This is a genomic window from Qipengyuania sp. (assembly GCF_043423005.1).
Classification (GTDB): Bacteria; Pseudomonadota; Alphaproteobacteria; order Sphingomonadales; family Sphingomonadaceae; genus Qipengyuania.
Window position 1 is genome coordinate 1 of the sequence record NZ_JBHWMI010000040.1, and the last position, 21,275, is coordinate 21,275.

The window sequence follows — 21,275 nt, forward strand, 5'->3', positions numbered from 1 at the left end:
TGAGGTGGTCCCGCCTTGTTGGACAGGTTGGCGGCGAAGTTAAGCTAATCCCGGATGTGATTATGCCGCCATTTTGGTCATCAGATCGTGGGGGGCATGCCCCCCATGATCTGGTTCGCTGATCCGCCCGTAGGCCTCTGCCGGGGTCCGCCCGGCGAGACCGGAGTGCGGTCGCTGCGTGTTGTAATAGGTGATCCATCGCCGGAGGCCAGTGCGCAGCTCCGAACCGGTCTCGAAGGCGTGGAGATAAACGCATTCATATTTGAGAGATCGCCACAGCCGCTCGATGAACACGTTGTCCATCCAGCGGCCTCGGCCGTCCATGCTGATCCGCACCTCGGCATCCCGCAGCACGCTGGTGAAGGCTAGCGAAGTGAACTGACTACCCTGATCCGTATTGAAGATCTCGGGACGACCGAAGCGCGCCAGCGCTTCCTCCAAAGCCGCCACGCAGAAGCCCGCATCCATCGTGTTCGACAGGCGCCAAGCCAAGACCTTGCGGGTCGCCCAGTCCATCACCGCGACCAGGTACAGGAACCCTCGGCGCATCGGGATGTAGGTCACATCCGCACACCACACATGGTTCGGCCGCACTATCTCCAGCTTGCGCAGCAGATACGGATAAATCCGATGCTGCGGATGCGGATCACTCGTGCGCGGTCGCTGGTAGATCGGCGACAGGCCCATCTTGCCCATCAGCCGCCGCACACGTCGTCGGCCAACATCATAGCCGCCTCGGCGCAGGTGCCGGACCATCTGCCGGCTGCCATACCACGGCATGTCGAGGAACGCCGCGTCGATCACCCGCATCAGCGCCAGCGTCTCCTCACTCTCCGGCACCGGTGCATAGTAGTAGGACGACCGGCTGATCGAGAGCAGCCGGCATTGCGCCGCGATAGACAGGCGTTGGTGAGCAGGTTCGATCATCGAACGCCTCCGTGCCACGCTCATCGACCGGAGGCTCTGGCTAAAAAATCGCGCTCCACGACCAACTGACCGATCTTCGCGTGAAGCTTCTCGACTTCGGCCTCGCTGGCCGCCCGGGCCGCATCACTTGCCCCCGAGAACGTGCCTGCCATCCCTTCGACCGCCTGCCGCTTCCACGCCGCGATCATCGTATGGTGGATGCCATGCTTCGCTGCCAGCTCCGCCAGCGTCAGGTCACCCCGGATCGCTTCCAGCGCCACCTTTGCCTTGAACTCCGCGCTGTAGCGCTTCCTCGTCTTCTTCATTTCCCGTCCATTCCTCAGGTCGGGATTAGCTTAGCACCCTGTCCAAATTTCCGGGACCACCTCAGTGGAAGGACCGAAGAGATGACTTTGAACAGGTTTTTGAAAGGCACCGCCTTCTCCGCCCTCGCGGCGGCCATGACGCTGACCGCACTTCCCGCCGCCGCGGCGACCGCCAGCGAGCGTGCCCAGGCTCGCAGCGAACGGCAGGACCGCGGCAATCGCCAGCAGGCTCAGCAGCGCCGCGAGGCGCGGCAGGACCGCCGTGACGATCGCCGGGAAGTGCGACAGGAACGCCGCGAAGATCGCCGCGAAGTCCGTCAGGATCGACGCGAAGACCGCCGCGAGGTTCGTCAGGACCGCCGCGGCCAAGTGCAGCAACGCCGCGAAGTCGTGCAGGAGCGGCGTGCCGACCGGCGCGCACCCAGTGTCCAGCAACGCGCCGCCGCCCAGCAAGCCGCCCGCGAGCGGATCGAACGCCAGCGGATCGAGCAGCGCCGCCTCGCCAATCAGCGCACCTATCGCGAGGGCCGGCTGGACGAACGGCGGCGGGATGCTCGCGAGGATCGCGAAATCCGCCGCGACGCCTATCGCGACGGACGACGTGACGAACGGCGACGGGATGCGCGCGAGGATCGCGAGATCCGGCGCGACGCCTATCGTGCCGGTGCGCGGGACACGCGGGCCCGGCAGGCGCGCTATTACGACGGGCGCCAGTGGCACAACTACAACCGCTGGGACACCCGCCGCTGGCGCGACAACAACCGCTATAACTGGCAGGGCTATCGCCAGGCGAACCGCAGCATCTACCGGCCCGGTCGCTATTATTCGCCCCATCGCAGTTACCGCTACAACCGCATCAACATCGGCTTCCGGATCGGCAGTCCGTTCTATCAGAGCCGGTACTGGATCAACGATCCCTGGCGCTATCGCCTGCCCGAGGTGTACGGACCGTATCGCTGGGTGCGATATTACGACGACGTGCTGTTGATCGATATTTACAGCGGCGAAGTCGTGGACGTGGTTCACAACTTCTTCTGGTAATCAGTTCTACAGCCCAATACGCGAACCCCGCCGGGAAACCGGCGGGGCTTTCGCGTATCGGTGTCAGCGCCGTACCTCGCGGCTCACCCGGCCGAACGGCAACATCCGGAAGATGCCGCCATCCCGGTCGAAGAACGTATGCTTCAGCGCGCCGAGGATATGCAGGCCGATGAGATAGACCATGATCGTCCCCCCGGCAGCGTGAAGGTCGAAGATGCGGCTACCCAGTTCGCCGTTGCGGCCGACCGGCAGCGGCGGGATCGTGAACAGGCCGAACATGTCAATCTCGCGTCCGGCCAGGGAATTGGCCAGCCAGCCCCCCACCGGGAGGCCGATCAGCAGGACGTAGAACAGCACATGGGTCGTGCGGGCCAGCACCCGCTCCCACGTCGCGTAATTCGCCGGGAGCGGCGGCACCTTATGCGTCAGGCGCCACAAGAGCCGGGCAAGTGACAGGGCGAGGATCGCGATCCCCAGCGCCTTGTGATCGGCAAAGATCGCCATCGCCTGTTCGCGGGTGGCATGTTCGGCATTTTCGGCCAGCCGCCAGTTCCAGATGACCATCACCGCGATGACCCAGTGAAAGATCATCGAAACGGCAGAATAACGCGCCTGTCCAATATTGCCGATGCCCATTGTCCGTCTCCCGCAGAGCGCACGAACCTAGCGCCTCGCGGCCCCGGGGCAAGCCAAACCCTTGTCGGGTGCCGCGGCGATGATAATGCGATCCGCATGAGTACGCGTGTCACGATCCCCGATCAGGATGCCTTGCGCCGCGTGGGCGCCAAGGTTCGCCAGCGGTTGCAGGGCGATCCCGAAATTTATCAGGTGCCGACCGACAAGGCCGAGATCTTCGCCGTGCCGAATTTCCTCAGTGCGGAGGAATGTCGCCGCTTCATCACGATGATCGATGCCGTCGCCCGGCCGAGCGAACTGCACGAAACGGCCTATATCGAGAAGTTCCGGACTTCCTATTCGGGCAATTTCGATCCGCACGATCCTTTCGTCAAAGCGATCTCGCGCCGGATCGACGACTGCCTGGGCATGAATCCCATTTGCGGCGAGAACATCCAGGGCCAGCGCTATCTCCCGGGCCAGGAGTTCAAGCCGCATAACGACTGGTTCTATACCGATCAGGAGTATTGGCTACAGGAACGTGGGCGCGGCGGACAGCGCTGCTGGACCGCGATGGCCTTCCTCAACACAGTCGAAGAAGGGGGCCACACCCATTTCACCGAGGTCGGCGCCTCGATCGAACCCAAGCCGGGCGTCCTGCTGGTCTGGAACAACGCCACGCCCGACGGCGCCCCCAACGAGGGCACCCGTCATGCCGGTACCCCCGTGATCAAGGGCGTCAAATACGTGCTCACCAAATGGTATCGCACCCGCAAACACTCATGATTTTCAGCCCGTTCGGTCGAGCGCCTGCGTAATCAGCCGACGGGTATTGGCGACCCCGTACAATGCGATGAAGCTGCCCATCCGCGGCCCCTGCTCGCTGCCGAGAAGGATCTCGTAAAGCGCCCTGAACCAGTCGCGCAGGGTCTCGAAGCCGTATTCCGGACGCTTGCCGATTTCGTAAACGATGGTCTGGAGTTCGTCGGCGCCGACATGCTCGGGCAGGCCATTCAATTGCGTGTCGAGTTCGCGCAAGGCGTCCGCTTCATTGGGTAGCGGCGGACGCTTCGCCAGCGTCGGGGCAACGAAATCGCGCGTGTAAGCCACCGCGCGCTCGATCAGATCCTGCAAGGCCGGATGATCGACCGGCTCGCCAAGGTAGCTGCGGACGTATTCGGTGACGTTTGCGGCCGTCGCTTCCGCTCCCAGCACGCCTGCAAGGTTCAGCAGGAGGCCGAAGGTCACTGGCAGGCGCTCCCCCTGCCCCTCGCCCGTTCCCGTCGCCCGCAGCAGATGCCACACCGGGTTGCCGAGCTGCTTGTCGAGCGGTTGTTCGGCCAGCGCCGCGCGGTGCTGCCAGTAATCGTCGACCGCGCGCGGGATCACACCGGGATGCAGGCTCTTCGCACTCTTAGGATTGGGGAAGATGTAAAAGCCGAGGCTCTCCTCGCTGCCATATTCGAGCCATTGCTCGATCGTCAGGCCGTTGCCCTTGGACTTCGAGATCTTTTCGCCCTTCTCGTCGAGGAACAGCTCGTAGATCAGCCCCTCGGGCTTGCGCCCGCCGAGCACCTGGACGATCTTGCCCGACTGCACGCCGCTGTCGGTCAGGTCCTTGCCGTACATCTCGTAATCGACGCCGAGGGCGTACCAGCGCATCGCCCAGTCGACCTTCCATTGCAGCTTGGCCTGCCCGCCGAGCGCGCTTTGCTCAACTTGGCTGCCGTCCTCGTCGATAAATCGCACCGTGCCCGCCTCGGCATCGACCACCTCGACCGGCACCTGCAGAACCCGCCCGCTGACAGGCGAAATGGGCAGGATCGGCGAATAGGTCATGCGGCGTTCCTCGCGCAAGGTCGGCAGCATGATGTCGAGAATCGCGTCGTTGCGCCGCAGCACCTGTTGCAACGCTGCGTCGAACGCCCCCGAGGTATAGCGGTCGGCGGCGCTGACGAATTCGTAGTCGAAGCCGAACCGGTCGAGAAACCGCCGCAACATGGCGTTGTTATGCGCAGCGAAACTTTCATGGTCGGTGCCGAACGGATTGGGCACCCGGGTGAGCGGCAGGTGCAGGTGGCCGGCAAGCATCGCCTGCTGCGGCACGTTGTCCGGCACCTTGCGCAGCCCGTCCATATCGTCGGAAAAGGCGACGAGACGGGTCTTCCCATCCTCCGGCTTCGCCCCGATCAGCGTCTCGAACGCCCGGCGGACGAGCGTGGTGCGCAAGACTTCCTGAAACGTGCCGATATGTGGCAGGCCGGACGGGCCATAGCCGGTCTCGAACAGCACCGGAGCGCCATCGGGCTTGACGCCGTCGGGATAGCGCTTGAGCAGCTTCTGCGCCTCCTGGAACGGCCAGGCTTTGGACGTGCGGGCGGCGGCCATCAGTTCGGTCATGCTCATCCCCGCGCCATTCGCCCGGGTGCGCGACGTTCGCAAGTGCGAAATGCCCCGCCGCCGCCGCCAGCACGCACGGCGCTTGCCCCGTGTTCCATTCCTGTTCTATCGCGGCGGGAGTGATCCAGCCTCTCCCCCTTCCCGCCCTTCACGCAAGCCATGCGGGGACGTGGCTGCGCGAAGCAAATGGCGAGACGCGCGAATGCTCCAAGGGCGAGGCCGTGATGGCGGCGGCGGATACGCCGCTGCTGCTGATGAACGCGCCGTTGGTGGCGAGCCGGCTGGGGTATCCCGACCTTTCGGGTCTCGACGTGCTCGAACTTTTCGCTTTCGTTCATCCCGCCAAGTTCTGCGTGCCGACCCCGCGCGGGCTCGCTCATGCCCTTGATCTGCAGGAGCCGCAGAACGATGCCGCGGTCCCCGCCCTCCTTCAGGCCGCCGCCGGCGCGCTCGTCGCCGCGTGCGAGCGTGCCGAGTGGCGAGAGCGTGAAGGCGCATGGTCGGCGCTGCAATCGCTGGCGCGTCTGCGTTGGCCGTGGGCGCAGGTGCTCGCCCCCCATATCCGCAAGCCCGAGCGGGCCGAGCGCTGGTTGTTCACCCGCCTGCCCGAATGGGAGGAGACGCCCGACCGCCCCCAGCCCGCACAGGTCCTGATCGAAGAGCCCGAGATCAAGGCGCACCTCGAGCGGCTGACCGGCGAGGGCGCCGAACGGCGCGAGGGCCAGCGCCATTTCGCGGCAGGAGCCGGCGGCGTCTTCGCGCCCCGCGATGCGCGGCGCCGTCCGCATGTGCTGCTGGCGCAGGCCGGCACCGGCATCGGCAAGACGCTGGGATACCTGGCGCCTGCCTCGCTATGGGCAGCGAAGGCCGGCGGCACGGTGTGGGTGAGTACCTATACCAAGAACCTCCAGCGTCAGCTGCGGCGCGAAAGCGGGCGGGCCTGGCCGTCCCTGCGTGACGATGGATCGCCTCCCGTCGTGGTGCGCAAGGGGCGGGAGAATTACCTGTGCCTCCTCAATCTGGAGGATGCCTTGCAGGGCGGGTTCGCCGGACGCCCGGCGATCCTGGCCCATCTCGTCGCCCGCTGGGCCGCCTATTCGCAAGACGGCGACATGATCGGCGGCGATTTGCCGGGCTGGCTCGGCACGCTTTTCCGCAAGCGCGGGATTGCGGCGCTGACCGATCAGCGCGGCGAATGCGTCTATGCCGGCTGCCCGCATTACCGCAAATGCTTCATCGAACGCAGCGCGCGTGCCGCAGCGCAGGCCGATCTCGTCATCGCCAACCACGCTCTGGTGATGGTCAACGCGGCGCGGGGCCGCGATCAGGGCGGAAGGCCCACGCGCATCGTGTTCGACGAGGGACACCATGTCTTCGATGCGGCGGACTCGACCTTCTCGGCCGCTCTCACCGGGCAGGAGGCAATCGAGCTCAGGCGCTGGATCGTCGGTCCCGAGCGCGGTGCCCGCGGGCGGCGGCGCGGGCTGGCGGCGCGACTGGCCGACATCGCCAGCTATGACGATGCCGGCGGACTGGCGATCGAAGCGGCAGTGCGCGCCGCGCAGGATCTTCCGTCCGACGGCTGGCTCGGCCGGCTCGCCGAAGGTGCCCCGCTCGGCCCGGTCGAGTCGCTGTTGGCGCAGGTCCGTGCCGTCACTTACGCTCGCGACGAAAGCGGGCAGGAAGCAGGCTACGGCATCGAGACCGAGACCGCCCAGCTTCCCGGCGAGCTGGTCGAGGCGGCGCTGATTGCCGCGCAAGCGCTCGCCGCGATCCGCCAGCCCTTGATGAAGCTTGGCGGGCGGCTCGAGGCGGTGATCGAGGCCGGGCCCGACTGGCTCGATGCCGCCGGCAGGGCGCGGATCGAAGGCGCGCGCCATTCGCTCGGCTGGCGAATCGACCTGCTGGCGGCATGGGAGGCGCTGCTCGGCCGGCTGGGCGGGCCGGCGGACCCAAATTTCGTCGACTGGCTGGCGGTCGATCGCAACGATGCCCGCGAATTCGATGTCGGCATCCACCGCCACTGGCTCGACCCTATGCAACCCTTCGCCAAAGTGGTGCTGGAACCCGCGCACGGCATCATGCTGACCAGCGCCACGCTGACCGACCGCGGCGAAGAGGGGCCGGACTGGGCCCATGCCATCGCGCGGAGCGGCGCGGCGCATCTCGATCTCGTTCCGGGGCAATTAGAAGCGGCGAGCCCGTTCGATTATGCCGCGCGGGCCGAGGTTCTGATCGTTACCGATATCGGACGCGGCGATCTCCCCGCCCTCGCCGGCGCCTATGCCCGGCTGATCGAGGCGTCCGACGGCGGCGTCCTCGGCCTGTTCACCGCGATCCGGCGGATGCGCGCGGTGCATGGCCGGATTGCCGATCGCCTCGCGCGGGGCGGGCTGCCGCTTTACGCACAGCACGTCGATCCGATCGACACCGGCACCCTCACCGACATCTTCCGCGACGATCCACGTGCCAGCCTGCTCGGCACCGATGCCCTGCGTGACGGGGTCGACGTGCCGGGCCGATCGCTGCGCTGCGTCGTTATGGAAAGCGTGCCCTGGCCGCGCCCGACGATTCTCCACCGCGCCCGCCGCGCTGCAGCCGCCGCCGCGCTCGACGGCGGAGCGCAGCGGCATGACGACCGCATCATCCGCGCGCGGCTCGCACAGGCGTTCGGGCGCCTGATCCGCACGCGCGAGGACAGCGGGCATTTCGTCCTCCTCTCCCCCGCCTTTCCCACCCGCCTGCGCTCGGCCTTTCCCGAAGGCACGCCAATCTTGCGCGTCACGCTCGACGAGGCTTTACAGCGTGTCGCCAAGGGTGTTGGAGCGGCCCATCGCGACAATACGGATTCGATAGCGGAGAGCCAGCAGACGTGAAGACCCTCGGCCTGCTGCGCCACGCCAAGTCCGATTGGGGACACAGCGACAAGCGCGATTTCGACCGCGGCCTCAACGAACGCGGCACCAAGGGTGCAGAGTTGATGGGCGAGCATATTCGTGCCCACGGCACCCGCTGGGACCGGCTCGTTGCCAGCCCGGCGCAGCGGGTCCGCCAGACGCTCGCCGCCGCCCTGCCCGAACTGACGCCGACCTTCGACGAACGGCTCTACCTCGCGTCGGCCGAAACGATCATCGACGTGGTCCGCGAACGCGGCGGCGATGCCGGGGCCCTGCTGCTCGCGGGGCACAATCCCGGGCTGGGCGATATGCTCTTTGCGCTGGTCGCCCCATCGAACGAGAATGCCCTGTTCGACAAAGCGAAAGCCAAGTTTCCGACCGCCAGCTTCGCGGTATTCGAGCTCGCGATTGACCGGTGGGAGGATCTCACCGATGGCTGCGGCACGCTCGTCCACTTCACCCGCCCGCGCGATCTCGATGAGGATCTGGGGCCGGAGGACTAGACCCTAGCGGCTTGCACCGAAGCCGGCGCCGTACCCCGCCATCGCGCCGAGCGGCACTTCCTCGAAGCGCCCGAGCCAGCGCCGCGCGATCTTGGCGAGCGGCATGGGGTTGAGGTAATGCCGCTTGCACCGCCCGTCGCGCTGCGAAGCGACCAGTTCGGCCGCCTCCAGCACCGCGAGATGCTTGGCCACCGCCTGGCGGGTCATCGGCAGATCGGCGCCGATCTCTGTCAGCGTCAGCCCGCCAGTCTCGCTCAGCCGGTCGAGGATGTGGCGGCGGGTCGGGTCGGATAAGGCGGAGAACGTGTCCGTCATGACACCTTGATTACCGCCGCCGGCCGCCAGCGCTCAAGTGAAGGCGGGTGCCCAGCGCGGACTTTTCCACCGCCGCAATCCGCTACTCGCCCTTGTCGCCGCCCCCCTCACGGCGGAGCAGCTCGGCCTTGATCGCACTGCCATAGGCATACCCGCCAGGATCGCCGCCCGTCCGCACGACCCGGTGGCAGGGTATCAGCACCGCGACATTGTTGCGCGCATTGGCGCTGCCCGCCGCGCGCACCGCCCGGGGGTTGCCGGCGGCCGCGGCGATCTCGGCATAGGTGCGGGTCTCGCCCGCCGGGATGGCTCGCAGCACCCGCCAGCACGCCTCCTGAAAGGCGGTGCCCTTCACATCGAGAGGGATGTGATCGTGGCCGCGCGTCGGGTCCTCGACCGTCGCCACCACTTCGGCCAGCAGACCGGCGAACGCCGCACCTCCTTCGTTGAGTTCGGCCTTGGGGAAGCGGCGCTGCAAGGCTTCCGGCCCTTCGGCGAAAGACAGCCGGCAGACCCCCTTATCGGTCGCAGCGACAAGCATGTCGCCGAGGCTTGTTGCCACTACAGCCCAGTGAATGACCACGCCTTCGCCGCCCTTCACCCACGCGCTCGGCGTCATGCCCGTCCGTCCCTTCTGGTCATCGTAGAACCGCGAGGGCGCGCCATAGCCGGCTGCATAAATGGCCTCGGTCACGCTTTCGTTGGCAGATAGCGCCGCTTGTGCACGATCATGACGCAGGGCCCTTGCATAGGCTGCCGGAGACAGTCCGGTCGCGCGCTTGAACAACCGCTGCAGGTGCTGGGGCGAATAGCCCGTGATGCGCGACAGGTCGTCAAGCGTTGGTATAGTTTCGCCCGCCCGGCGAACCTCGTCGATAATGGCAAGCACTGCCGCCTCCTCGTTTGACTGGCGATCGGGGGCGCACCGCTTGCACGGGCGAAGGCCCGCCGCTTCGGCATCCGCCGCACACGCGTAAAATCGCACGTTCTCCCGTTTCGGCAAGCGCGCGGGGCATGACGGGCGGCAATAGATGCCGGTCGAATGGACACCGGTGATGAAATGTCCGTCGAACCGGCGATCCTTGTCCTGCACGATGTGCCAGCGTTCCTCGTCGGAAAGGGAGCGGGTGGTCATGGGTCGATCCTGTCATGGCGAGGGGCGGCGTGCGAGCCTTCATCTAGCAGGCATGGTCAGCCTTCGCCTCCCGAAGCTTGCGGTCAATGCCGCGGCGCGCAATAGGACGCGGCGATGTACCTCCTGCGCTCGCTCCTGTTCCTGCTGCTCGCCCTCGCCGCGCCGGGCCGGCTTGCTGCCGATCCCGGCGACATCGATGCCGCCGCGAGGGGCGTGGTGCGGGTGGTGATCATCGGCAACGACGGCGATGAAATCTACCCGGTCAGCCACGGGACGGGGTTCGCCGTCGATCCGGTGACCATCGCCACCAACGCCCATGTGGTGCGCGAGGCGCTCGGCAACGAGGGGTTGGATATCGGGATCGTCCCTTCAGGCGGCGGGACTGCGGTTTATGGCCGCATCGTCGCGATCAGTCCGCAGAACGACCTTGCCCTCATTCGCCTTACCGGCGACCTGCGGTTGCCGCCCCTGGCGCTGGCCGGCGGGGGCGGCACTGCGGCCAGCGGCGAAGTGGTCAGCGTGGGCTACCCCATGAATGTCGACCGGGCGCAGGGCCTCGACATCGCCGACATCTTCTCGAGCCAGCCGCCGGTGCAGAGCCGCGGCTATGTCTCGGGACAGCGGCCGAGCCGTCAGTTCGACACTATCCTCCACACCGCCCCGATCGCGCGCGGCAATTCCGGCGGGCCGCTGCTCGATCCCTGTGGCCGAGTGCTGGGGGTCAACAGCTTCGGCGCCGACAACGAGGGCGGCGATGCGGAGTTCTTCTTCGCGGTTTCCAACAGCGAACTGGTTCCCTTCCTGCGCGCCAATGGCGTGACCCCGCAGGTGGCGACCGCACCCTGCCGGTCGCTGGCGGAGCTCGATGCCGAAGAGCGCCGCCGGCTGGAGCGCGAGCAGGCCGATGCGCAGGCCCGCCTTGCCGCCCGCACGGCGGAAACCCGCGGCCAGCGCGAGCGCGCCCAGCTCGAGGCCCAGATGGCCGTCTTGGGCGAGCGCGAGGACCGGCTGGCGCTGGCGATGCTGCTGCTGCTGGGCGCATTCGCCGCGGCGCTTTACGGGATCGCGCTGCGTCGGCGCGCAACGGACGAGGACCAGAATGCCGCCGAGAGCACCGATCCTGACGGGCGCCCCCCTCACCCCTTGCGCAAGTCGCATATGGTGCTTGCCAGCGCCGCTTTCCTCGCCGTGGTTGCGGTGATCGCCTACGTGACGCGTCCCGGCCTCGACGAGATTGAACGGCGGACGTCGGCCGCCATGCGCGTCGGCGGAACGGACGACGCGCGGACCGTCCCGAACGCGGCGGCTGCCGGAACGCAGCGTCTGGTCTGCTCCCTCGAGCCACAGCGAAGCCGGATCACCGGCGCTCCTGCAGAACGGGTCGAATTCGCGTGGACTGCCGATGGCTGCGTGAACGATCGCACGCAATACGGGCTCGCCTCCGGCGACTGGTCGCGGGTGTTCGTGCCCAACGGGGAAGAGGCGGTCTCGGTCAACCGGTTCGATCCCGATGCGCGCCTCTACCGGGTCGAACGCTATCTGCTCTCGCAAGCCGACATGGACGCGGCCCGCGCGGCTCGCCGTCGGTACAGCGCACCAGCTTGCGGTGCGGACGGGGCGGCAGGCGTGCTTGGCGAACGACAGGCGGAAGTCCTGGCCCTCCTTCCCGCCCAGCCCAACGAGCGTTTGGTCTATACCTGCGAGGCCGCCGGCTAGCCCACCCCATCCGGCCCGGGGCGAGCCCGCTTGCCTTGCCGCGGCCCCTTTGCTAGGCGCGCGCCAGCTTTGCCGGGGCCGCCTTGCGCATGCCCGGATTCGGCAGGGCTTCGACAACTCCTTTTCCGGACCCGAGAGGACGAGAGACGCGTGGATATTTCCGCCGGTATTCAGGCTAGCCTGGCAGGGCGCTATGCCTCGGCCTTGTTCGATCTTGCGTCCGAAAACGGCGTCGTCAGCGCGGTCGAATCGGATCTCGACCGGCTTGAGGCGGGGATGCAGCAATCGGCCGAGCTGCGCCTGCTGACGTCCAGCCCCAAGGTGGGGCGCAATGTCGCCGAGCGGGCGCTGGCCCAGGTCGGCAGCCTGCTCGGCTTCTCCGATCTGACCGGCAAGTTCCTTGGCACGCTGGCGCAGAACCGCCGCCTGTCGCATCTGCCGGCGATGATCCGCGCGTTCCGCACCATCGCCGCTGCCCAGCGGGGCGAAGTCAGCGCCGAAGTCACCAGCGCCCACGCGCTCAGCGATACGCAGCTTGATCAGCTCAAGGCCCGGCTCACCGCGCGCGAAGGGCGCACGGTCAAGCTGACCTCGCGGGTCGATCCCGACCTTCTCGGCGGCCTCGTCGTCACTATCGGTTCGAAGCGCATCGACGCCTCGATCCGCAACCGTCTCAATTCCCTCGCCCAGGCCATGAAAGCCTGACCTGAAGGCTCTAAGGAAGCACACGCACATGGATATCCGCGCCGCAGAAATCTCCAAGGTCATCAAGGACCAGATCGCCAATTTCGGCAACGAGGCCGAAGTCAGCGAAGTCGGTTCGGTGCTGAGCGTGGGGGACGGCATCGCCCGCATCCACGGGCTCGACAAGGTGCAGGCCGGCGAGATGATCGAGTTCGCCAACGGCGTGCAGGGCATGGCGCTCAACCTCGAGGCCGACAATGTCGGCGCGGTGATCTTCGGCTCCGACCAGGACATCAAGGAAGGCGACACGGTCAAGCGGACCAACACCATCGTCGACGTGCCGGTAGGCAAGGGCCTGCTTGGCCGCGTGGTCGATGCACTGGGCAACCCGATCGACGGCAAGGGCCCGATCGAGGCGACCGAGCGCCGCCGCGTCGAGGTCAAGGCGCCCGGCATCATCCCGCGCGAATCGGTTTCCGAACCGGTGCAGTCGGGCCTCAAGGCGATCGACGCGCTGGTCCCGGTCGGCCGCGGACAGCGCGAGCTGATCATCGGCGACCGTCAGACCGGCAAGAGCGCCGTCGCGATCGATACCTTCATCAACCAGAAGGAAGCCAACCAGTCGGGCGACGAGAGCCGCAAGCTTTACTGCATCTATGTCGCCGTCGGGCAGAAGCGTTCGACCGTGGCGCAGATCGTCAAGAGCCTCGAGGAGAACGGCGCGATGGAATACTCCATCGTCGTCGCCGCGACCGCGTCCGAACCCGCGCCGCTCCAGTATCTCGCGCCCTATACGGGCTGTGCGATGGGCGAGTTCTTCCGCGACAACGGGATGCACGCCGTCATCGTTTATGACGACCTTTCCAAGCAGGCCGTCGCCTATCGCCAGATGTCGCTGCTGCTGCGACGCCCGCCGGGCCGCGAAGCCTATCCGGGCGACGTGTTCTATCTCCACAGCCGCCTGCTCGAGCGTGCGGCCAAGATGAACGGCGCCAATGGCGGCGGTTCGCTGACCGCGCTGCCGATCATCGAGACGCAGGCGGGCGACGTGTCGGCCTACATCCCGACTAACGTGATCTCGATCACCGATGGCCAGATCTTCCTCGAGACCGACCTGTTCTACCAAGGTATCCGCCCGGCGATCAACGTCGGCCTCTCCGTCAGCCGCGTCGGCGGCGCGGCGCAGACCAAGGCGATGAAGAAGGTCTCGGGCTCGATGAAGCTCGACCTTGCGCAGTACCGCGAGATGGCGGCCTTCGCACAGTTCGGCTCGGACCTCGACGCCGCAACGCAGAAGCTGCTCAACCGCGGCGCGCGCCTGACCGAGCTGCTCAAGCAGCCGCAGTTCTCGCCCATGCCGTTCGAGGAGCAGACCGTCTCGATCTATGCCGGAACCAACGGCTATCTCGACGACGTGCCGGTCAATCGCGTCACCGAATACGAAGCCCAGATGCTGAGCTATCTGCGGGCCGAGCACCCGGGCGTGCTGGAAGAGATCCGCACTACCGGCAAGTTCGAGGACAGCACCCGCGACAAGCTGGTCGACGCTCTCAAAACCTTCGCCAAGCAGTTCGCGTAAGCCCAACGAGCTGAACAGGGAGCCGTCATGGCCTCGCTTAAAGAACTCAAGGGCCGGATCAACTCGGTCAAGTCGACCCAGAAGATCACCAAGGCCAAGCAGATGGTCGCGGCGGCCAAGCTGCGCCGCGCGCAGGCCGCGGCCGAGGCGGCGCGGCCCTATGCCACGCGGCTGGCCGGGGTCATGGCCAGCCTCGCCGGCAAGGTCACCGGTGACGGGGCCCCACTGCTGCTGCGCGGGACGGGTGCCGATCAGCGCCATCTCCTGGTGGTCGTCAACACCGACAAGGGGCTGTGCGGCGGGCTCAACTCCAACATCGTCAAGGCCGCCAAGCAGAAGGCGCAAGCCCTTCTTTCCCAAGGCAAGGACGTGCAGTTCTACCTGGTCGGACGCAAGGGGCGCGCACCCATTCGCCGCGACTATGCCGAGCGGATCGAGAAATGGTTCGATACCTCTGCCGTCCGCACCCCGGGCTTTGCCGAGGCGGAAGAGATTGCCGACGATCTGCTGGCCCGCTTCGAGCAGGGCCAGTTCGACGTGGCGCATCTGGTCTTTCCGGTGTTCCAGTCCGCCTTGGCGCAGGATCCCACGGTCGAGCAGTTGATCCCGGTCCCGCCCCCGTCGGACACCGCCGGCGGCGGCGCACCTGATGGCGATGTCGCGGTCGTCGAATACGAGCCGGGCGAGGAAGAAATCCTTGCCGATCTGCTGCCCCGCTTCGTGCGGACGCGCATCTTCGGCGCCCTCCTCGAACGCGAGGCATCGGAACAGGGCGCCTCGATGACGGCGATGGACAACGCCACCCGCAATGCCGGGGATCTGATCAACCGCCTCACGATCCAGTACAATCGCAGCCGCCAGGCCGCGATCACCACCGAGCTCATCGAAATCATCGCCGGCGCCGAAGCGCTGTAAGCAGGACGAGACATTCAGTGAAAAACGCTCTCTTCGTCATTCCCTTCTTCGCCGCAACCGCCCTTCTGGCATCCTGCGGCAGTGAATCGGAAACGCCGGTTCCGGCCACCCCGGCGACGGCCGAACCGGCCGCCGGGCCCAGCCTCCCCGCGCCCGATCAGGAAACCTTCACCCGTATCTTCGCCGAATCGTGCGAAGGGGCCGAGCCGGTGAATACCGCGGTCTGCAAGCGGGCGATGGGTTCGGATGTCGTGACCTGCGATTATGGCCTGGGCGAAGACACCTACCTGCGTCATTCGGCCGGCATCACCGCCAGCGAGGACGGAACCGAATGGGTTCTCGCCGACCCCGCCAAGATCTGCGCCGAACATGGCGCGCACCACACAGCTTCCTGAGCCAGGAGACCCTATCATGGCCACCGCACCCGTATTGAACCAGAGCCCCAACGGCGTCATCTCGCAGGTCATCGGCGCCGTCGTCGACGTCGCCTTCGAAGGTGACATGCCGCCGATCTTCACCGCGCTCGAAACCCGCAACGGCGACAACACGCTGGTCCTCGAAGTCGCGCAGCACTTGGGCGAGAATACCGTCCGCACCATCGCGATGGATGGCACCGACGGTCTCGTCCGCGGGCAGGAAGTGGTCAACACCGGCGCGCAGATCAGCGTGCCCGTCGGCCCCAAGACGCTTGGCCGGATCATGAACGTCGTCGGCCAGCCGATCGACGAGCGCGGCCCGATCGGGGCCGAACAGACCGCCCCGATCCACGCCGAAGCCCCGCTGTTCATCGATCAGTCGACCGAAGCCAGCATCCTCGTCACGGGCATCAAGGTCATCGACCTCCTCGCCCCCTATGCCAAGGGCGGTAAGATCGGACTGTTCGGCGGTGCGGGCGTCGGCAAGACCGTGCTGATCCAGGAACTGATCAACAACATCGCCAAGGGCCACGGCGGCGTGTCCGTCTTCGCCGGCGTCGGCGAGCGCACCCGCGAGGGCAACGACCTCTACCACGAATTCCTCGACGCCGGCGTCATCGCCAAGAACGAGGCCGGCGAGGCGATCTCGGAAGGCAGCAAGGTGGCGCTGGTGTTCGGCCAGATGAACGAGCCCCCGGGCGCCCGTGCCCGCGTCGCCCTGTCGGGCCTGACGATGGCGGAGTACTTCCGCGACGTCGAAGGCCAGGACGTGCTGTTCTTCGTCGACAACATCTTCCGCTTCACGCAGGCCGGTTCGGAAGTGTCCGCGCTGCTCGGCCGCATTCCCTCGGCCGTGGGCTACCAGCCGACGCTGGCGACCGACATGGGCAATCTGCAGGAACGCATCACCTCGACCACGAAGGGCTCGATCACCTCGGTGCAGGCGATCTACGTCCCCGCCGACGACCTTACCGACCCCGCCCCGGCGACCTCGTTCGCGCACCTTGACGCGACCACCACGCTGAGCCGCGCGATTTCGGAGCTGGGCATCTACCCGGCGGTCGATCCGCTGGACTCGACCAGCCGCGTCCTTGAACCGCGTATCGTCGGGCAGGAGCATTACGAGACCGCCCGCCGCGTTCAGGAGACGCTGCAGAAGTACAAGAGCCTGCAGGACATCATCGCCATTCTGGGGATGGACGAGCTGTCGGAAGAGGACAAGCTGACCGTCGCCCGCGCGCGCAAGATCCAGCGCTTCCTCAGCCAGCCGTTCCACGTCGCCGAAGTGTTCACCAATATTCCCGGCGTGTTCGTGCAGCTCGAGGATACGGTCCGCTCGTTCAAGGCGGTGGTCGACGGTGAATACGATCACCTGCCCGAAAGCGCCTTCTACATGGTCGGCGGGATCGAACAGGCGGTCGAGAAGGCCAAGAAGCTGGCCGAGGACGCCTGAGCGAATGCCGCTGCATTTCGAACTCGTCACCCCGGCGCGGCTCGTCCGGTCCGAAGAGGTGCACATGGTGGTCGTCCCCGGAACCGACGGGGATTTCGGCGTGCTCGAGGGCCATGCGCCCTTCATGTCGACGATCCGCGACGGTGCGGTCGAAGTCTATCGCGCTGCGGGCACCGCGCCCGAACGGATCGAGGTGCGCGGCGGCTTCGCCGAGGTGGGCGAGAACGGGCTGACGGTGCTGGTCGAGCACGTCGAGGAATAGCGCCACCGATCACCGGCTGCGCATAGCGCAACGGCAGGGCGGCCCCGCGGGGTCGCCCTGTCTCGTTGCAAGAGCCGCGAGCAGCAATATCTTAACCATCCTTCGCGCAAGAAAACCGCCGAACGGAGACCCGCTTGGCGAGCACTTTCTTCCTGCGCAGCGATGACGTCCCGCAGACGCCTGCCTGGCATCGCCGGACGATCGTCGTCGTCGCCCTCGTCGCCATCATCGCCGCGGTGCGCTTGCCCTGGTTCGGCAACGCCGTCGCCGATTATGACGAACAGCTCTACAGCCTCATCGGGGCGCAGATGCTGGACGGCCGCCTGCCCTTCATCGATCTGTGGGACCGCAAGCCTTTCGGCCTCTTCGCGATCTTCGCCTTCAGCCACTGGGCCCTCGGCCCCGGGGCGGCCGCCTATCAGACGATCGCCGCGCTCTTCGTGCTGGCCGGCGCGTTGCTGGTCTATGCCCTGTCACGCCGATTGGTCGACGCGGCATCGTCGCTGGTGGCGGCTACCCTCTATATCCTCCTGCTGTCGGCCTACGGCAGCTATTCGGCGCAGAGCGAGGTCTTCCATACGCCGCTGATGCTGCTGGCCTTGTGGCTGTTGCACGCTCCCGGGCACCGGGCTGCCGCTCCGCGGGCGCTGCTCGCCATGCTGGTGATGGGCGCCGCCTTGCAGATCAAATACACCGTGCTGCCGCAATGCCTGCTGCTCGGCGCGGTCGCGCTGCACTCGGCATACCGGCGGGGTGCGGGCATCGGCACACTGGCGGGCCTTGCGGGTGCCTATGCCGTCCTCGGCCTGCTCCCGACCATGCTCGTCGCAGGCTTTTACCTCGTGCACGACGGGTTCGAGGCGTTCTGGTTCGCCAATTTCGAAAGCTTCTTCGCCCGGTCCGGCATGACCGGCGAGGGGCGCTGGTTGCACCTGGCCTATGGCTCCGCTCCGGTCTGGGGGCTCGCGGCGCTGGGGTTCTATGCCGCGATGCGCCTCAACCCGCCCCGTGACCCGCGCCTCTATGCGCTGTTTTGCGGATGGATGCTGGCCTCGCTTGCCACCGTCTTCCTGCCGTCCACCGTCTATCTCTACTACAATGCCGCGCTGGCCGCACCGGCGGCCCTTATGGCCGTGCCGCTGATCGATCGTCGAGCACGGGCCGGATGTATGCCGGCGGTGCTGCTCATTGCCGGCATGGTCCATATCGTCGATCCGGCAAGCGGCTGGCGCACGACCGCCAGGGCCGAGACTGCAATGGACGACCTCGCCGCTGCCATCGCCCCGCATGTCGATGGGCAGAGCCGATGCCTGTGGATCCATGACGGGCCGACCGTTCTCTACCGGCTGAGCGGCAGCTGCCTGCCGACGCGCTTCATCTATCCCGATCATCTCAACAATGCCTTGGAGAGCGGCGCGTTGGGCAGTTCCCAGGGCGCGGAAGTGGCCAGGATCCTGCGGCAACGTCCGCCGATCATCGTCACCACCGCCGATCCGGTTACACCCCAGAATGCCGAGGTTGAGGCATTGCTGCGCACGACGCTGAGAAGCCGGTATCGTCCGCTGATCGAGCGCGAGGTGCTCGGCCGGCGCACCACCGCCTGGCGCCGCACCCTGCCCTGAACAGGCCGCCCGGGCCCTCGCGCATCCTGCACGGCTACCCCTCGTCTGGCAGGGTCTGTCATTGGTCGAACGGGTCACGGGCCTTGCGCCGCCGCGCTGTTATGGCATCGAGCGCCTGTGAATTGGGAGACCGCTCTTGAAACTCGTATCCGTGCTGGCAATGGCCGCTGCCATGAGTGTTGCCGCAACCACCCCCGCCGCCGCCCAGAACGGCGTGCCCGGTCCCGTTGAGGTTCCGTTCTTCTGGCTCGAGGAAGCCCGCAGCGAGCGTGCGCTTGATTGGGTGGGCAAGGAGAACCAGCGGACTATCGCCCATATGACGGCCGATCCGCGCTTCGCACAGTTGAAGGCCGACGCGCTGACGATATACGACAGCGAGGACCGGATACCCTACGTCTCGATCCGGCCAGACGGGCTCTACAATTTCTGGCAGGACAAGCAGAACCCTCGCGGCCTGCTGCGCCGGACGACGCTGGACAGCTATCGCAGCGCGACCCCGCAGTGGGAGACGGTTCTCGATATCGACGCGCTGAGCAAGGCGGAAGGGCGCGAGTGGGTCTACAAAGGCACCTCGTGCCTGCCGCCGGCGCTGAACCTGTGCATGGTCGCCCTGTCCGACGGGGGCGAGGATGCGACGGTCCTGCGCGAATTCGACACCCGCACCAAGAGCTTCGTCGAAGGCGGCTTCGTGATCGATGCCAAGAGCCAGGGCGATGTCGAATGGCTCGACAAGGATACGCTGCTGGTCAACCGCGATTTTGGCGCCGGAACGCTGACCGAAAGCGAATATCCCTTCACCACCCGCTTGTGGAAGCGGGGCACGCCGCTGGCCGAGGCGGAAGAAATCTTTCGCGGCGATCCCAAGGACGTGTGGGCCGGGGCCGGCCTGCTGCGCGATGCCGCCGGCACGGTCCATGCGCGCACCGCCAATCGCGGCGTCAGCTTCCATGAAAGCGAGAATTTCGTCTGGCACGGCGGCGAGTGGGTCAAGCTCGACATGCCGACCAAGGCGAGCCTCAACGGGATCGTCGACGGGCATCTGCTCTTCTCGACCGACGTGGACTGGCAGACCGGCGGCCAGACCTTCCCGGCAGATTCGCTTGTGGCGGTGAAGCTCGAGGACTGGAAACGCGATCCCAATGGCGCGGCCAAGACGCTGGTCTGGGCACCGCAGGACCGGCAGACCCGCCAGGGCGCGGCCCTCACCGCCAATTCGATGTATATTGCGTTGCTGGACAATGTTCGCGGGCGGGTGGTGAAGCTCGATTTCGAGAACGGCGCGTGGAAGACCACGCCCGTCGCCCTGCCCGACAATTCGACTCTCGGCATCGCCGCCAGCGATCCGCAGAGCGAGCGGATCATGTTCTCGGTCACCGATTTTCTTACGCCGGACAGGCTGTATCTTGCCGACGGCGATGAGGCGCCCGAGGTCTTGAAGACCTCGCCCGCGTTCTTCGAGCGCGAGGGGATGACGGTCGAACAATACGAGGCGACCAGCGCCGACGGGACGAAGATTCCCTATTTCATCGTCAAGCCGAAGGGCATGGAGCTAAACCAGGGCACGGCGACGCTGCTGACCGGCTATGGCGGGTTTCAGGTTCCGCGCCTGCCGAGCTATCTCGGCACTACCGGGAAGCTGTGGCTCGAACGGGGCGGCGCGTTCGTGCTCGCCAATATGCGCGGCGGCGGTGAATTCGGGCCGGGCTGGCACCAGACTGCAATTCGCGAGAACAAGCAGCGCACCTGGGATGATTTCATCGCGGTGGCCGAGGATCTGGTGACGCGCGGCTTTACCACCCCCGATCATCTCGGCATTCAGGGCGGCAGCCAGGGCGGCCTGCTGGTCGGCACCGCCTTCACCCAGCGACCCGACCTGTTCGACGCGGCGATCGTGCAGATCCCGCTGTTCGATATGCTGCGCTATCACCTGATCGGGCGGGGCGCCTCATGGATCGGCGAATATGGTGACCCGCGCATCCCCGAGCAGCGCGCTTGGATCGAAGGGTATTCGCCTTATCAGAAGCTGGTTGGCGGGGTGGACTATCCCGAACCCTTCCTCTGGGCCTCGACCGCAGATGATCGCACCCACCCGGCGCACGCGCGCAAGGGTGCGGCGAAATTGAAGGCGCTGGGCCAGCCCTACTGGTATTACGAGGAGACCACCGGCGGACATTCCGGCGGGGTCGATAACGAGCAGCGCGCACAGTTGCAGGCGCTTCAGATGGTCTATCTGATGCAACGCCTGATGGACGACAACTCGGACAAGTGATGCCCGGCCGATAGCACGGAAAGGGCGGCTCTGACGGGCCGCCCTTTTCGTTTCACCTCGGCCGCCGCGTCGGGGCGTGAAAATCCGGCGGCTTGTCGCTTACCCAGGCGACGAACCGCGCCACAGGCTCGCGCGCAAGCAGAGCCTCGCGGTCTTCGCCCATCCGCGCCAGTTCGGCATTGGTGAAGTTCGCATGGATCGCGCGGTGACAGATCGGATGC

18 protein-coding genes are annotated in these 21,275 nt (G+C 66.5%); 13 read left to right on the forward strand and 5 right to left on the reverse strand.

The genetic code is table 11. From position 1 onward, the window contains the following. Positions 1–60: 60 nt before the first annotated feature. Positions 61–1,232, reverse strand: a protein-coding gene (locus ACHFFA_RS07005) for an IS3 family transposase (protein WP_394270129.1) whose coding sequence is annotated in 2 segments (ribosomal slippage) — positions 61–968 and positions 968–1,232 — 1,173 coding nt in all. Because the reading frame shifts where the segments join, the coding sequence is not laid out codon by codon here. A gap of 135 nt (positions 1,233–1,367) precedes the next feature. Here ACHFFA_RS07005 and ACHFFA_RS07010 point away from each other — a divergent pair. Further along, entirely contained in the window at positions 1,368–2,273 is a 906-nt protein-coding gene (locus ACHFFA_RS07010) for an RcnB family protein (RefSeq protein ID WP_394270130.1), read from the forward strand. Positions 2,274–2,336: 63 nt separating this feature from the next. On the opposite strand, the gene ACHFFA_RS07015 is transcribed toward ACHFFA_RS07010, so the two are convergent. Next, positions 2,337–2,909 (reverse strand): cytochrome b, encoded by a 573-nt coding sequence (locus tag ACHFFA_RS07015; protein WP_394270131.1) that lies wholly within the window; start codon positions 2,907–2,909, stop codon positions 2,337–2,339. A 96-nt stretch (positions 2,910–3,005) separates the two neighbouring features. On the opposite strand from ACHFFA_RS07015, the gene ACHFFA_RS07020 reads away from it, so the two are divergent. Then, positions 3,006–3,674: a prolyl hydroxylase family protein gene (locus ACHFFA_RS07020; protein ID WP_394270132.1), complete on the forward strand. Its 669-nt coding sequence runs from the start codon at positions 3,006–3,008 to the stop codon at positions 3,672–3,674. Between the two features lie 3 nt (positions 3,675–3,677). On the opposite strand, the gene ACHFFA_RS07025 is transcribed toward ACHFFA_RS07020, so the two are convergent. Then, positions 3,678–5,294, reverse strand: a complete 1,617-nt coding sequence (locus tag ACHFFA_RS07025; RefSeq protein WP_394270133.1) for a lysine--tRNA ligase — start codon at positions 5,292–5,294, stop codon at positions 3,678–3,680. Positions 5,295–5,410: 116 nt separating this feature from the next. Between ACHFFA_RS07025 and ACHFFA_RS07030 the strand changes: the two genes are divergently transcribed. Then, entirely contained in the window at positions 5,411–8,164 is a 2,754-nt protein-coding gene (locus ACHFFA_RS07030; RefSeq protein WP_394270146.1) for an ATP-dependent DNA helicase, read from the forward strand. Further along, on the forward strand, positions 8,161–8,688 hold the full coding sequence (locus tag ACHFFA_RS07035) for a SixA phosphatase family protein (protein ID WP_394270134.1): 528 nt from the start codon (positions 8,161–8,163) through the stop codon (positions 8,686–8,688). Before ACHFFA_RS07030 ends, ACHFFA_RS07035 begins: the two co-directional genes overlap by 4 nt. A gap of 3 nt (positions 8,689–8,691) precedes the next feature. Here ACHFFA_RS07035 and ACHFFA_RS07040 read toward each other — a convergent pair whose 3' ends face one another. Both ACHFFA_RS07040 and ACHFFA_RS07045 read right to left on the reverse strand, forming a co-directional pair. Next, a complete protein-coding gene (locus ACHFFA_RS07040) occupies positions 8,692–9,003 on the reverse strand; it encodes an ArsR/SmtB family transcription factor (RefSeq protein WP_394270135.1) in 312 nt (103 codons plus the stop codon). An 82-nt stretch (positions 9,004–9,085) separates the two neighbouring features. After that, entirely contained in the window at positions 9,086–10,138 is a 1,053-nt protein-coding gene (locus tag ACHFFA_RS07045) for a bifunctional transcriptional activator/DNA repair enzyme AdaA (protein ID WP_394270136.1), read from the reverse strand. Between the two features lie 114 nt (positions 10,139–10,252). On the opposite strand from ACHFFA_RS07045, the gene ACHFFA_RS07050 reads away from it, so the two are divergent. From ACHFFA_RS07050 to ACHFFA_RS07090, 9 genes are all read left to right on the forward strand, one after another. Next, positions 10,253–11,854, forward strand: coding sequence for a serine protease (locus ACHFFA_RS07050; protein ID WP_394270137.1), 1,602 nt, complete (start codon positions 10,253–10,255; stop codon positions 11,852–11,854). Between the two features lie 150 nt (positions 11,855–12,004). Further along, on the forward strand, positions 12,005–12,559 hold the full coding sequence (locus tag ACHFFA_RS07055; RefSeq protein WP_394270138.1) for a F0F1 ATP synthase subunit delta: 555 nt from the start codon (positions 12,005–12,007) through the stop codon (positions 12,557–12,559). Between the two features lie 28 nt (positions 12,560–12,587). Further along, positions 12,588–14,117, forward strand: coding sequence for a F0F1 ATP synthase subunit alpha (gene atpA / locus ACHFFA_RS07060; RefSeq protein WP_394270139.1), 1,530 nt, complete (start codon positions 12,588–12,590; stop codon positions 14,115–14,117). A gap of 27 nt (positions 14,118–14,144) precedes the next feature. After that, complete coding sequence (locus ACHFFA_RS07065) at positions 14,145–15,032, forward strand: F0F1 ATP synthase subunit gamma (RefSeq protein WP_394270140.1); 888 nt, start codon at positions 14,145–14,147, stop codon at positions 15,030–15,032. Positions 15,033–15,049: 17 nt separating this feature from the next. Continuing rightward, positions 15,050–15,427 carry a hypothetical protein gene (locus ACHFFA_RS07070; protein ID WP_394270141.1) on the forward strand — a complete coding sequence of 126 codons (378 nt, stop codon included), beginning with the start codon at positions 15,050–15,052 and terminating at the stop codon, positions 15,425–15,427. Between the two features lie 16 nt (positions 15,428–15,443). Then, positions 15,444–16,901 (forward strand): F0F1 ATP synthase subunit beta, encoded by a 1,458-nt coding sequence (gene atpD / locus ACHFFA_RS07075; protein ID WP_394270142.1) that lies wholly within the window; start codon positions 15,444–15,446, stop codon positions 16,899–16,901. A 4-nt stretch (positions 16,902–16,905) separates the two neighbouring features. After that, positions 16,906–17,163 carry an ATP synthase F1 subunit epsilon gene (locus ACHFFA_RS07080; protein ID WP_394270143.1) on the forward strand — a complete coding sequence of 86 codons (258 nt, stop codon included), beginning with the start codon at positions 16,906–16,908 and terminating at the stop codon, positions 17,161–17,163. A 134-nt stretch (positions 17,164–17,297) separates the two neighbouring features. Further along, positions 17,298–18,785 carry a hypothetical protein gene (locus ACHFFA_RS07085; RefSeq protein ID WP_394270144.1) on the forward strand — a complete coding sequence of 496 codons (1,488 nt, stop codon included), beginning with the start codon at positions 17,298–17,300 and terminating at the stop codon, positions 18,783–18,785. 172 nt (positions 18,786–18,957) lie between these two features. Beyond that, on the forward strand, positions 18,958–21,054 hold the full coding sequence (locus tag ACHFFA_RS07090) for a prolyl oligopeptidase family protein (protein ID WP_394270145.1): 2,097 nt from the start codon (positions 18,958–18,960) through the stop codon (positions 21,052–21,054). Positions 21,055–21,275 lie beyond the last annotated feature (221 nt).